The organism is Klebsiella quasipneumoniae subsp. quasipneumoniae (assembly GCF_020525925.1).
GTDB lineage: Bacteria > Pseudomonadota > Gammaproteobacteria > Enterobacterales > Enterobacteriaceae > Klebsiella > Klebsiella quasipneumoniae.
In genome coordinates this window covers 610,016-622,672 of sequence record NZ_CP084876.1, presented here as the reverse complement: position 1 = coordinate 622,672, position 12,657 = coordinate 610,016, and the positions used below count along the sequence as shown (strand labels likewise).

The window sequence follows — 12,657 nt, the reverse complement described above, 5'->3', positions numbered from 1 at the left end:
TCCCGGGGGCGGCGCGATGCGCCTTCCCCGGGCTACCACGATAATCCCGAACGGTAGCCCGGCTAAAGCGACAGTCGGTAGCCCGGCTAAGGCGACAGTCGGTAGCCCGGCTAAGGCGACAGTCGGTAGCCCGGCTAAGGCGACAGTCGGTAGCCCGGCTAAGGCGACAGTCGGTAGCCCGGCTAAGGCGACAGTCGGTAGCCCGGCTAAGGCGACAGTCGGTAGCCCGGCTAAGGCGACAGCCGCAAGCCGGGGAAATAGCCACACGGATCAGCGCTGTTTACGCACCTTCGTTGCTTTCAAAATGACAAACTTATTGTTCGTCGCAATCGTCGTGCAGTTACCAAAAGCGCGCTTCAGCTTACGGAAGTAGTCGAGATGACGGTTGCCGACGACGTACAGCTCACCGCCGTATTTCAGGCTGCGGCGGGCGTCGTTAAACATCTGCCAGGCGATATGGTCGGTAATGGCGTGCTGCTGGTGGAACGGCGGATTGCACAGGATCGCCGTAAAGCGGTCCGGCTCAATGCCGGAGAGCGAGTTGTTGACCATAAATTCACAACGGTCAATATCGTCCGGCAGGTTGTGCTCAACGTTCAACCGGCTGGAAGCCACCGCCATGTGCGACTCATCGGTGAACATCACGCGGGCATGGGGGTTCTGCGCCAGCGCCTGCAGGCCTATTACCCCGTTGCCGCAGCCGAGATCGGCGATCTCGCCTTCTAAATCAGACGGTAAATGCTGCAGGAAGAAGCGCGCGCCGATATCCAGACCGCTGCGGGCAAAGACGTTGGCATGGTTGTGGATGGTCCACGGCGTGCCGTCCAGCTTCCAGCTGTAGGTTTGCGGCGCATCGGCAAGCTCAGGGGCGGTGAAAACGCAGTGGATCAGACGCGCTTTTTTCCACGCCAGCGAGGTGGTGGTGGTGCCGAGGATTTTTTCAAACAGCGCCAGCGTCGAGTTATGCACATCGCGCGCTTTCGCCGCGGCGATAATGCGGGTTTCCGGCGTCACCACTTCGCGCAGGGCGCGCAGCTGCTGTTCCAGCAGCGCCAGCTGCTTTGGCACCTTAATCAGCACCAGCGCCGGCGCGGCCGGCAGCGGGCTCAGGCTATCCTGAAAACGCACACTCTCTTCATCAATGCCGTTCATCCGCAGGTTGTGGCGGGTCGCCAGCTCGGAGATAAAGGAGTCGTTGATGCTCACCGGGTTGCGTTCCGCCAGCGCGCAGGCGAGCGCGCCGAAGCCGTCGTTGAAGATGAGCGTCAGGCCGTCGACGTCATTCACCTGTTGCAGCAGATATTCATCCGCCGCTTCCCACGCCTGAAGCGCTTCTTCTTCAGCGTTAGGTGGGAACCGCTCTAATGTGAATAACTCACCGTTTAACTCTGCCTGGCTCATCGCCTCTCCGCCTCCGGAATAGTAAAACCCGCGAGTTTATACGCAAATCCTGTCCAGTTGAAGAGAGATCGCTGATCATCGCCGCTCAGCGTAGATCGCCCTCGTCATCGGCTCGCAGCAGCGTTATCGAGGCGCGGGCGCCGGGCATCAGCTGCTGCAGATAGCCTACCAGCTGCTCTCCCGCCTCATGCAGGGCCGACAACGGCATCGCCGGCAGGCTTTCGAGAATAAACCACATCGTCTGCGCGCCGCTGTCCAGCCGGGTGCGTACGCCCTGCCGCCAGTTCCAGCGTCGGCAGGTTACGCCTATATCATCCCGCCAGATGACTTCGCCCGGCTCCGGATATTCCACCACCGGCTCTGCCGATTTCAGCGTATCGAATGGCTCATCGCCGCGGGCAATGGCCAGCCGCGGTTCGCCACGGTAGGCGGCCAGATTTTCCCCACCGACCGGGATGGCATAGCGAATGCTGATCGCGTTGTAGATATCCACCACCGGATCGATGGCCGGCAGGCTCCCCTCTTTCAGCACCCGCTTGCGCAGCGCCTGCGCCGAACAGGGGGTACGTTTCGCCTTCGCGCCGAAGGCGCTGAACGCTTCATCCCATGCCGCCAGGTGCGCTTGCGCCCAGGGCACATCATCCTGCTGCACCGCCAGGCAGGCCTCGGCCAGCGCCTGTTCCGCGACGGCGGGATTGGCCACCGGCGCGCTCTCCACCACAATACTTAATGCCCGAAAGCCCGGCGCCAGGCGGCTGACCGCAGATTCGATTGACGGCGTTACGCTACGCATTCGATAATCCTGTAATGACCAATTTGTTTCATCATAGTGACCAATGAACGTAAAAGTCAATATAACGACCGATTCAGGATCTGATGTCGACCAGGTAAGTCGCGCCGTCGCCACGCGGCTGAAGGCCTACCGTAAAGCGAAAAAAATGTCGCTGGACGAGCTGTCGCGCCGGGCCAGCATCAGCAAAGGCATGCTGGTCGAGATGGAAAAAGAGGCCGCCAACCCCAGCATTGCGATCCTCTGCAAACTCGCCGCCGCGCTGGGCGTCTCGGTGGCGGATATTGTCAATGTGGCTAGCGAACCCGCGTTGCATATTATTCCCGCCGAGCAGATCCCCACCCTCTGGCAAGGCCCGCTGGGGGGCAGCGCCAGGCTCCTCGCCGGCACCGCCGGGCCGAATATGATAGAGCTGTGGCGCTGGGAGATGCAGCCCGGCGAAGCCTTTACCTCGCCCGGCCATCCGGCGACGACCTTCGAGCTGCTGCACGTGGAAGCCGGCGCGCTGACGCTGACGCTTGGCGAGACCTGCCGCACGGTGGCGGCCGGGGAATCCGCGGTGGCCCGTACCGAAACAGAGCACGGGTACCGGAATGCGGGGCCCGCGCCGCTGGTCTTTACCATGACCGTGGCTGAACTGCCCTCCTGACAGACATAATGATAAGACGATGACAAAACTCATTTATTTACAGGGCTATCCTGAATCGCTGCTGGCGCAGGTGACCACGTTAATCGAGCAAAACCGCCTTGGGGAGGTGCTGCAAAAGCGCTATCCGCATGGGCACGACGTTAACAGCGATAAAGCGCTATATCAGTACACCCAGGATTTGAAAAACCGCTTTCTGCGCGGCGCGGCGCCGATCAACAAAGTGATGTACGACAGTAAGATCCACGTGCTGAACAATGCGCTCGGCCTGCATACCGCCATTTCCCGCGTTCAGGGCGGCAAGCTGAAAGCCAAAGCGGAGATCCGCGTGGCGACGGTATTTCGCGACGCGCCGGAGGACTTTTTGCGGATGATCGTGGTCCATGAACTGGCGCATCTGAAAGAGAAGGAGCACAACAAAGCCTTCTACCAGCTGTGCTGCCATATGGAGCCGCAGTACCATCAGCTGGAGTTCGACACCCGCCTGTGGCTGACGCACCTTTCGTTAAATCGTTCTGCGTAGTCACGCACTGGTTTTGTCATGGGGGCATGATAGAGTGACGACAGGTTCCCTTTAATGGAGTTCGTCACCGTTTATGATACGTTTCGCAGTTGTTGGCACAAACTGGATCACTAAGCAGTTTGTCGATGCCGCCCATGAAACCGGCAAATATAAACTTACCGCCATCTACTCCCGCAGCCTCGAACAGGCGCAAGCCTTCGCCAATGACTATCCGGTCGAGCATCTGTTTACCTCGCTGGAGTCGCTGGCGCAAAGCGACGCCATTGACGCGGTATATATCGCCAGCCCGAACTCCCTGCACTTCCCGCAGACGCGGCTGTTCCTGAGCCACAAAAAGCACGTCATTTGCGAAAAACCGCTGGCGTCGAATCTGCAGGAGGTCGAGGCGGCCATCGCGGTGGCGAAAGCCAACAACGTGGTGCTGTTTGAAGCCTTCAAAACCGCCAGCCTGCCCAACTTTCTGCTGCTGAAGGAAACCCTCGGCAAAGTGGGTAAACTGCGTAAAGCCTTCATTAACTACTGCCAGTACTCTTCGCGCTACCAGCGCTATCTCGACGGCGAAAACCCCAACACCTTTAATCCGGCGTTCTCCAACGGTTCGATTATGGATATCGGCTTCTATTGCCTGGCGTCCGCTGTGGCGCTGTGGGGCGAACCGCGGGCCGTTCATGCCACCGCCAGCCTGCTGGACAGCGGCGTGGACGCCCAGGGCACCGTGGTGCTGAGCTACGGCGACTTCGACGTGACGCTGCATCATTCCAAGGTGAGCGACTCGGCGATCCCCAGTGAAATTCAGGGCGAAGACGGCGTATTAGTGATCGAAAAAATCTCCGAGTGCCAGAAGCTGGCGTTTGTGCCGCGCGGCGGCAAAGCCCAGGACCTGACGCAGCCGCAGCATATCAATACTATGCTGTATGAGGCGGAGACCTTCGCGCGGCTGGTGGAAACAGAGGATGTCGACCATCCGGGCCTGGCAGTGAGCCGTATCACGGCGAAACTGTCGAGCGAAATTCGTCGCCAGACTGGGGTGATCTTCCCGGCCGATACGCAGCCGCTGGCGTAAAAAAGTGTAAAGGCCCGTCTGGCCGCCATTGACGAAAACCGCCCCGTGACATATTTTGTTACGAGCAAAGGGGAGTAACTTCCTTGCCGGCCGATCGTCATTACGATGCGTGTAACACCGCATCCGGTCGCCGGGCAATTACCAAAGCCCATCGCGATGAACTTTGGTTGTTGTAAGTGAGACCTTGCCGGAAGGCGAGGTCTATGCATAAAAGCGCAGCGGCTGCCGTCTTCCGACGTCAGCCGTTTTTGTTTTTATGTAAGGAATATCAAATGAATACTGTCGGCACGCCGTTGCTATGGGGTGGATTCGCTGTCGTCGTCGCGATCATGTTGGCGATCGACCTGCTGCTTCAGGGACGACGCGGTTCGCATAGCATGACCATGAAGCAGGCCGCTGGCTGGTCTATCCTCTGGGTCACACTTTCTCTGTTGTTTAACGCCGCGTTCTGGTGGTATCTGGTGCAAACCCAGGGCCGCGCCGTCGCCGATCCGCAGGCCCTGGCCTTCCTCACCGGCTATCTGATTGAAAAAGCGCTGGCGGTCGATAACGTCTTCGTCTGGCTGATGCTGTTCAGCTACTTCGCCGTGCCGCCTGCTCTGCAGCGCCGGGTGCTGGTGTATGGCGTCCTCGGGGCGATTGTTCTGCGCACCATTATGATCTTCGCCGGTAGCTGGCTTATCTCCCAGTTCGACTGGCTGCTGTACGTCTTCGGCGCCTTCCTGCTGTTTACCGGCGTGAAGATGGCGCTGGCGAAAGAGGACGATTCCGGCATCGGCGACAAACCGCTGGTGCGCTGGATCCGCAGCCATCTGCGAATGACCGATAAAATCGAGAGCGAGCGCTTCTTCACCCGTAAAAACGGGGTGCTGTTCGCCACGCCGCTGCTGCTGGTGTTGATTCTGGTCGAGCTGAGCGATGTGATATTCGCCGTCGACAGTATCCCGGCGATCTTCGCGGTCACCACCGACCCGTTTATCGTGCTGACCTCGAACCTGTTTGCCATTCTCGGCCTGCGCGCCATGTACTTCCTGCTGGCGGGGGTCGCTGAGCGCTTCTCAATGCTCAAATATGGCCTGTCGGTGATCCTGGTGTTTATTGGCGTGAAGATGCTGATCGTCGATTTCTACCATATCCCGGTCGCCATCTCGCTGGGGGTCGTGGGTGGTATCCTGACCGTCACGCTGTTGATTAACGCCTGGGTCAACAAGCAGCACGACAAGCAGCGCAAACTGCCTGAGTAACCTGCCTGGCGCGCCGTCGGCCCCCGCTGGCGGCGCGGTAATCGGCTATAGCAGATCTTTTCGTAACGATAATGCCTGCTCATGTCACAATTATGTTGCTACATAGTTAAAAAATAAGATCCAGATTAAAATCACAGTATTTTGCGCTTCCCGCTCGTCATTCTTTCCGTATACTCGACTATGCAAACATATACTTACATCCTGACATAAACGTAACAAATAATACGTGGCTGGGATGGCTTGCTACATCACTGGAAGGAATGAATTATGACCACACGCACTCCCTCATCAGGGTGGCTTTCCCGCCTGGCACAAGGCAGCCTGGTGAAACAAATTTTAGTCGGCCTGGTACTTGGCGTGCTGCTGGCGCTGGTCTCTAAGCCTGCGGCCATCGCCGTCGGCCTGCTGGGGACCCTGTTCGTCGGCGCGTTAAAGGCGGTAGCGCCGGTGCTGGTATTGATGCTCGTCATGGCCTCGATCGCCAACCATCAGCACGGACAAAAAACCAGTATCCGCCCCATTCTGTTTCTCTATCTGCTGGGCACCTTCAGCGCGGCGCTGACCGCGGTGTTGTTCAGTTTTGTCTTTCCCTCGACCCTGCACTTAACCACCGCCGCCGACAGCATCACGCCGCCGTCGGGGATTGTTGAGGTGCTGCGCGGCCTGCTAATGAGCATGGTGTCCAACCCGATCGACGCCCTGCTGAACGCCAACTATATCGGTATTCTGGTGTGGGCGGTGGGCCTTGGCTTCGCCCTGCGTCACGGTAACGACACCACTAAAAACCTGATCAACGATGTCTCCCACGCGGTGACCTTTATCGTTAAAGTGGTGATCCGCTTTGCGCCGCTGGGGATCTTCGGTCTGGTCTCTTCCACCCTGGCGACCACCGGTTTTGAAACCCTGTGGGGTTACGCCCAGCTGCTGCTGGTGCTGGTGGGCTGTATGCTGCTGGTAGCGCTGGTGATTAATCCGCTGCTGGTGTTCTGGAAGCTCCGCCGCAACCCCTATCCGCTGGTGCTGACCTGCCTGCGCGAAAGCGGCGTCTACGCGTTTTTCACCCGCAGCTCCGCCGCTAATATTCCGGTGAATATGGCGCTGTGTGAGAAACTGAACCTGGATCGCGATACCTATTCGGTCTCCATTCCGCTGGGGGCAACCATCAATATGGCGGGCGCGGCAATCACGATCACCGTGCTGACGCTGGCGGCGGTCCATACGCTGAATATTCCGGTGGATCTGCCGACGGCGCTGTTGCTAAGCGTGGTCGCTTCGCTGTGCGCCTGCGGCGCCTCCGGCGTGGCGGGCGGTTCGCTGCTGCTGATCCCGCTGGCCTGTAATATGTTTGGTATTCCGAACGATGTGGCGATGCAGGTGGTTGCCGTCGGCTTTATTATCGGCGTGCTGCAGGATTCTTGCGAAACCGCGCTGAACTCCTCCACCGACGCCCTGTTTACCGCCGCCGCCTGCATGGCGGAAGACGACCAGCTGGCGAAAAACGCCCTGCGTAGCTAATGCCTTTCCCCTCCGCTACCGCGCGGAGGGGCTCTCTTCCTGCACCGCGTTTTCAACCCTGAACGGATCGATACCCCGCTTTTGCATCCGGCGGAAGCGAATAATATTCAGGCCGTTGACGATCAGGAAGCTGCCTTCAATCAGCGTCCCGCCGATGGAACCCAGCCACAGGTTATGCGTCACCCAGCAGGCGGTGGAGCACCACATCACGCAGCGGACGGTCAGCCCTTTACAGCGAAACAGCGCCCAGGTGCTGGCGACAGTGCCAATAATCGGCAGCAGCTCCATAGCATGCTGCAGCTTGCCAAGGCCGAGGATCAGCGTCAGCAGGATAAAGAGCGTCATCACCCACAGGCTGCGGGTGCGCAGGGAAATGACCGTGCGGAGCGCATTAAGCCCAGCGCTCATCCCGGCAGGCGCGGCGCCCATCAGAAAGAAATGGACGCCGATAACGCCGCTATAGACCGCCAGCTGAAGCCTGAAGCGACGTTCGTCGCGGTTGATAAAGGTGGTAATGCCGATAAGAAAGGCGATGACGCCGACGCCCTGGGCCAGCCAATATGCGGTCATGAAAGCTCCCTGAGAGAAAAAAACAAACGGCGCTTCACAGGCTGAAACGCCGCTATTGCTTACCCGATGACGCTGCGCTATCAGGCCAATGCGCGATCAACGCCGCCCGGGCGCCAATATGAATGCGCCTTTACAGGGTAACACCGCTTTTAAAGATGGCCAGCTCGCGGAAGTCATTCTGCTCATTACAGGTCGGTTTGCCGTTGGCGAAAGCCACAATGGTGTCCACGAACTCCTCCAGCAGCTGCGGCATCGCTTTGCCGTGGATCAGCTGTCCGGCATCGAAGTCGATCCAGTGCTTTTTCTTTGCCGCCAGCTCGCTGTTGGTGGCGATCTTCACCGTCGGCACAAAGCCGCCGTACGGCGTGCCGCGGCCGGTGCTGAACAGCACCATATGGCAGCCGGCGCCGGCCAGCGCGCTGGTGGCGACGGCATCATTGCCCGGCGCGCTCAGCAAGTTCAGACCATGTACCTTCAGACGCTCGCCGTAGCGCAGGACATCCACCACCTGGCTGGAGCCCGCTTTCTGGGTACAGCCCAGCGACTTATCTTCGAGGGTGGTGATCCCCCCGGCCTTGTTGCCCGGCGAAGGGTTTTCGTAAATAGGCTGGTCGTGAGCGATAAAGTACTGCTTAAAGTCATTGACCATGGTCACCAGCTTGTCGAAGGTCGCTTCGTCGCGGCAGTGGCTCATCAGCAGCTGTTCGGCGCCGAACATCTCCGGCACTTCGGTCAGTACGGTGGTGCCGCCGTTGGCGATCACATAGTCTGAGAAGCGCCCCAGCATCGGGTTAGCGGTGATGCCGGACAGGCCGTCCGACCCACCGCACTCGAGGCCAAACTTCAGCTCGCTCAGCTTGCCCGGCTGACGTTTATCCTGACGCATCACGTCATACAGCTGGTGGAGATGCGCCACCCCCGCCTCCACTTCATCGTCCTGATGCTGACAAACCATAAAGTGCACGCGCTGCGGATCATACTCGCCCAGCGTTTCGCGAAAAGCATCCACCTGGTTGTTTTCACAGCCAAGGCCCACCACCAGCACCGCTCCGGCGTTCGGGTGGCGGACCATATTCTGCAACATGGTGCGGGTGTTGATGTGGTCGTCCCCGAGCTGTGAGCAACCGTAGGTATGGCTGAAGAGATGCACCCCATCGATATCTTCGGCGCCGTTCGCCTCTTTCAGAAAACGGTTCTGCATCTGACGGGCCATGGCGTTGACGCAGCCGACGGTCGGCAGTATCCATAGCTCATTGCGCACCCCGACGTCGCCATTGGCGCGACGATAAATCTGCACTTCGCGATCCGCTGGCTGCGGCGGTTGGGCAACCTGCTCCGGTTGATAGCGATACGCGTCAAGGTCGCTGAGATTGGTGCGCGTATTGTGCGCATGGACATGCTCGCCCGGCGCGATATCCGCCAGCGCATGGCCAATCGGCAACCCATACTTAACGACGTTTTCCCCTTTCGCGATAGCGCGCAGTGCAAACTTGTGTCCGCGAACGATATCCTGACCGAGGGTGACCGGGTCATTGTCGATCGTCACCACGCTACCGGCCGTCATATCCGCCAGCGCGACCGCGACGTTATCCTGCGAATGGATTTTGATGTATTGCATATCAACCGACCTCTGGTCTTAGTTCAGTTCAATGGCGAAATAGTCACGCGCATTGTTAAAGCAAATGTTTTTCACCATCTCGCCCAGCAGCGCGATATCCGCAGGCGCTTCGCCGGCGGCCACCCAACGGCCGATCATCTGGCACAGAATACGACGGAAGTATTCGTGGCGGGTGTAGGAGAGGAAGCTGCGGCTGTCGGTCAGCATCCCGACAAAGCGGCTCAGCAGGCCGAGCTGCGCCAGCTGGGTCATCTGCCGCTCCATGCCGTCTTTCTGATCGTTGAACCACCAGCCGGAGCCGAACTGCATCTTGCCCGGCATCCCTTCGCCCTGGAAGTTACCGATCATGGTGCCCAGCACTTCGTTATCGCGCGGGTTCAGGCAGTAGAGAATAGTTTTCGGCAGCAGGTTCTCTTCGTTCTGCTTGCTCAGCAGCTTAGACAGCTCTTCAGCCATCGGGCGATCGTTGATCGAGTCAAAGCCAACGTCCGGGCCTAACAGTTTGAACTGACGCAGGTTGTTATTGCGCAGCGCGCCGATGTGGTACTGCTGCACCCAGCCGCGACGGGCATACTCTGCGCCGAGGAACACCAGCACCGCGGTTTTGAACTGCGCCACTTCGCGTTCGCTGAGGGTTTCGCCAGCCAGGCGACGCGCCAGAATGGCGTCCAGCTCGGCGTCAGTCGCTTCCGCAAACAGCACCACGTCCAGGGCGTGGTCGGAGACTTTGCAACCGTGAGCGGCAAAGTGGTCCAGACGTTTGGTCAGCGCGCTTTGCAGGTCCGCAAAACGGCGAATATCGGTGTCGGACACTTCACCCAGCTTAGCCATATAGTCATTGAAGGTCGCCTGCTCGATGTTGAACGCTTTATCCGGGCGCCAGCTCGGTAACACCTTGATATCAAATGAAGTGTCTTTGGCGACAACCGCATGGTGTTCCAGGGAATCAATCGGATCGTCGGTGGTGCCGACCATCTTCACATTCATCTGCTTCATGATCCCGCGGGCGGAGAAAGCGTCCTGCGCCAGTAACGCATTGCACTGGTCCCAGATCTCATCGGCGGTGGAAGGCGACAGCAGCTTACCTGTAATACCAAATGGGCGACGCAGCTCTAAATGGGTCCAGTGGTATAACGGGTTGCCAATCGTGTGAGGCACGGTGGCTGCCCAGGCGTCAAATTTCTCGCGATCGGAGGCATCACCGGTACACAGACGCTCCGGCACGCCGTTGGTGCGCATTGCGCGCCATTTATAGTGATCGCCTTTCAGCCAGATGTCATACAGATTTTTGAAACGGTAATTTTCGGCAACCTGCTGCGGCGGAAGGTGGCAATGGTAGTCGAAAATAGGCTGATCTTTGGCGTAATCGTGGTACAGGCGGCGGGCAAATTCGCTATCGAGTAGAAAATCTTCGGTCATAAACGGTGTCATTCGTGTGTCCTCTTCGCTCCGGAGCGGGAGCCTTTCAGATGATTGACTACAATGCTGACAAAGTTATCACACCAATTTCTACAGACCGAACTGTTTTTCGTGAGTTAGATCAATAAACGCTGATAAAAAAAACCGTCTGCGCGCGGCAAACATCTCGCCAGGGCGCGCCGTATCTGGCTTTCTTCGCCAATCATAAAGACCACACTAACTTTCCCGCTTTTGTGACAGCACTCAACTTTTAAAGTTGTATGACAAGTTATCTTTCTGCCGTCGCAACATATAAACCGACGGAATGCTTTACCGGTGTTTATGGCATCGGCTTATACGGAATGGATACCGACTTTTTACATAACAACTGATGGTAAGGTTCGGGCCAGAGGGGACCGCCCTCCTGAACCCTCCGTTTCGCTTTCCTGACCGCGTATCGCCGTCAGGAGAGGCCGCACCTGGTGCGGAGAAATTACAGACGATGAGGTTTACATGCGTAAAATTAAAGGGTTACGTTGGTACATGATCGCACTGGTGACGCTGGGCACCGTGCTGGGCTACCTGACCCGTAACACCGTGGCGGCGGCCGCGCCGACGCTGATGGAAGAGTTACACATCTCGACCCAACAGTACTCCTATATCATTGCAGCCTATTCCGCTGCCTATACCGTCATGCAGCCTGTCGCAGGTTATGTCCTTGATATTCTGGGGACTAAAGTCGGCTATGCCTTCTTCGCTATCGCCTGGGCGATATTCTGCGGCTCGACCGCCCTCGCCGGCAGCTGGGGCGGACTGGCGCTGGCCCGCGGCGCGGTGGGCGCGGCGGAAGCGGCGATGATCCCCGCCGGGCTGAAAGCCAGCTCCGAATGGTTCCCGGCAAAAGAACGCTCTATCGCGGTGGGCTACTTCAACGTAGGTTCCTCTATAGGCGCCATGATCGCGCCGCCGCTGGTGGTGTGGGCGATCGTCATGCACAGCTGGCAGATGGCGTTCATTATCTCCGGGGTTCTGAGCTTCGCCTGGGCCATCGCCTGGCTGATCTTCTACAAACACCCGCGCGACCAGAAGAAATTATCTGACGAAGAACGCGACTACATCATTGGCGGCCAGGAGTCTCAACACCAGACCAATAATGCGAAGAAAATGTCGCCGTGGGAGATCCTGCGCAACCGTCAGTTCTGGGGTATCGCCCTGCCGCGCTTCCTCGCCGAGCCGGCCTGGGGGACCTTTAACGCCTGGATCCCGCTGTTCATGTTTAAGGTTTACGGCTTTAACCTGAAAGAGATCGCGATGTTTGCCTGGATGCCGATGCTGTTCGCCGACCTCGGCTGCATCGTCGGTGGATACCTGCCGCCGCTGTTCCAGCGCTGGTTCGGCGTTAACCTGATCGTGTCGCGTAAAATGGTGGTCACCATGGGTGCCCTGCTGATGATTGGCCCGGGGATGATCGGCCTGTTCACCAGCCCGTACGTGGCGATTGCCCTGCTGTGCATCGGCGGGTTTGCTCACCAGGCGCTGTCCGGGGCGCTGATTACCCTCTCTTCCGACGTCTTTGGCCGTAACGAAGTCGCTACCGCCAACGGTCTGACCGGGATGGCCGCCTGGCTGGCGAGCACCATGTTCGCCCTGGTCGTCGGCGCGCTGGCAGACACCATCGGTTTCAGCCCGCTGTTTGCGGTACTGGCGGTCTTTGACCTGCTGGGCGCGCTGGTCATCTGGACGGTGCTGAAAAACAAACCGGCTGACGATGACACGACGCCGCTTAGCAGCCGCAAACCGGCCACCCAGAGTTAGAGACGCTTATACTGAGGTGATCGCCTGCCAAGCCGCCTTCTCAGGCGGCTTTTTCATCCCTGCCAGTGGTGGAA

General features: G+C 58.6%; 11 protein-coding genes. 6 read left to right on the top strand and 5 right to left on the bottom strand.

Going from position 1 to position 12,657, the window contains the following annotated elements; all coding sequences use genetic code 11:
- Positions 1-270: 270 nt before the first annotated feature.
- The gene (gene rlmG, locus LGM20_RS03065) at positions 271-1,401 is read right to left on the bottom strand and encodes a 23S rRNA (guanine(1835)-N(2))-methyltransferase RlmG (protein WP_044524820.1); all 1,131 of its coding nucleotides are present in this window, start codon (positions 1,399-1,401) and stop codon (positions 271-273) included.
- 85 nt (positions 1,402-1,486) lie between these two features.
- Entirely contained in the window at positions 1,487-2,194 is a 708-nt protein-coding gene (locus tag LGM20_RS03060) for a B3/B4 domain-containing protein (RefSeq protein WP_044524821.1), read from the bottom strand.
- A 43-nt stretch (positions 2,195-2,237) separates the two neighbouring features.
- On the opposite strand from LGM20_RS03060, the gene LGM20_RS03055 reads away from it, so the two are divergent.
- The 5 genes from LGM20_RS03055 to sstT all read left to right on the top strand — a co-directional run bounded on the left by LGM20_RS03055 (position 2,238) and on the right by sstT (position 7,182).
- A complete protein-coding gene (locus LGM20_RS03055) occupies positions 2,238-2,840 on the top strand; it encodes a helix-turn-helix domain-containing protein (RefSeq protein ID WP_043520967.1) in 603 nt (200 codons plus the stop codon).
- 19 nt (positions 2,841-2,859) lie between these two features.
- Complete coding sequence (locus LGM20_RS03050; protein WP_032454156.1) at positions 2,860-3,360, top strand: M48 metallopeptidase family protein; 501 nt, start codon at positions 2,860-2,862, stop codon at positions 3,358-3,360.
- 73 nt (positions 3,361-3,433) lie between these two features.
- Positions 3,434-4,423, top strand: a complete 990-nt coding sequence (locus LGM20_RS03045; protein ID WP_023291084.1) for a Gfo/Idh/MocA family protein — start codon at positions 3,434-3,436, stop codon at positions 4,421-4,423.
- 272 nt (positions 4,424-4,695) lie between these two features.
- Positions 4,696-5,667, top strand: coding sequence for a TerC family protein (locus LGM20_RS03040; protein WP_004188496.1), 972 nt, complete (start codon positions 4,696-4,698; stop codon positions 5,665-5,667).
- Between the two features lie 267 nt (positions 5,668-5,934).
- Positions 5,935-7,182, top strand: a complete 1,248-nt coding sequence (sstT, locus tag LGM20_RS03035) for a serine/threonine transporter SstT (RefSeq protein ID WP_023291085.1) — start codon at positions 5,935-5,937, stop codon at positions 7,180-7,182.
- 15 nt (positions 7,183-7,197) lie between these two features.
- Here sstT and LGM20_RS03030 read toward each other — a convergent pair whose 3' ends face one another.
- The 3 genes from LGM20_RS03030 to uxaC all read right to left on the bottom strand — a co-directional run bounded on the left by LGM20_RS03030 (position 7,198) and on the right by uxaC (position 10,801).
- Positions 7,198-7,752 (bottom strand): YgjV family protein, encoded by a 555-nt coding sequence (locus tag LGM20_RS03030; RefSeq protein ID WP_044524823.1) that lies wholly within the window; start codon positions 7,750-7,752, stop codon positions 7,198-7,200.
- A gap of 130 nt (positions 7,753-7,882) precedes the next feature.
- Positions 7,883-9,370 carry a UxaA family hydrolase gene (locus tag LGM20_RS03025; protein ID WP_044524824.1) on the bottom strand — a complete coding sequence of 496 codons (1,488 nt, stop codon included), beginning with the start codon at positions 9,368-9,370 and terminating at the stop codon, positions 7,883-7,885.
- Between the two features lie 18 nt (positions 9,371-9,388).
- Positions 9,389-10,801 (bottom strand): glucuronate isomerase, encoded by a 1,413-nt coding sequence (gene uxaC / locus LGM20_RS03020; RefSeq protein ID WP_023291088.1) that lies wholly within the window; start codon positions 10,799-10,801, stop codon positions 9,389-9,391.
- 480 nt (positions 10,802-11,281) lie between these two features.
- On the opposite strand from uxaC, the gene LGM20_RS03015 reads away from it, so the two are divergent.
- Entirely contained in the window at positions 11,282-12,583 is a 1,302-nt protein-coding gene (locus LGM20_RS03015) for an MFS transporter (RefSeq protein WP_023291089.1), read from the top strand.
- The last annotated feature ends 74 nt before the right edge of the window (positions 12,584-12,657 follow it).

Coding starts and splice junctions, on each gene's coding strand:
- LGM20_RS03040 (WP_004188496.1), top strand. CDS start 4,696: ATGAATACTGTCGGCACGCCGTTGCTATGGGGTGGATTCGCTGTCGTC.
- LGM20_RS03025 (WP_044524824.1), bottom strand. CDS start 9,370: ATGCAATACATCAAAATCCATTCGCAGGATAACGTCGCGGTCGCGCTG.
- LGM20_RS03045 (WP_023291084.1), top strand. CDS start 3,434: ATGATACGTTTCGCAGTTGTTGGCACAAACTGGATCACTAAGCAGTTT.
- sstT (WP_023291085.1), top strand. CDS start 5,935: ATGACCACACGCACTCCCTCATCAGGGTGGCTTTCCCGCCTGGCACAA.
- LGM20_RS03030 (WP_044524823.1), bottom strand. CDS start 7,752: ATGACCGCATATTGGCTGGCCCAGGGCGTCGGCGTCATCGCCTTTCTT.
- LGM20_RS03055 (WP_043520967.1), top strand. CDS start 2,238: ATGAACGTAAAAGTCAATATAACGACCGATTCAGGATCTGATGTCGAC.
- rlmG (WP_044524820.1), bottom strand. CDS start 1,401: ATGAGCCAGGCAGAGTTAAACGGTGAGTTATTCACATTAGAGCGGTTC.
- LGM20_RS03050 (WP_032454156.1), top strand. CDS start 2,860: ATGACAAAACTCATTTATTTACAGGGCTATCCTGAATCGCTGCTGGCG.
- uxaC (WP_023291088.1), bottom strand. CDS start 10,801: ATGACACCGTTTATGACCGAAGATTTTCTACTCGATAGCGAATTTGCC.
- LGM20_RS03060 (WP_044524821.1), bottom strand. CDS start 2,194: ATGCGTAGCGTAACGCCGTCAATCGAATCTGCGGTCAGCCGCCTGGCG.
- LGM20_RS03015 (WP_023291089.1), top strand. CDS start 11,282: ATGCGTAAAATTAAAGGGTTACGTTGGTACATGATCGCACTGGTGACG.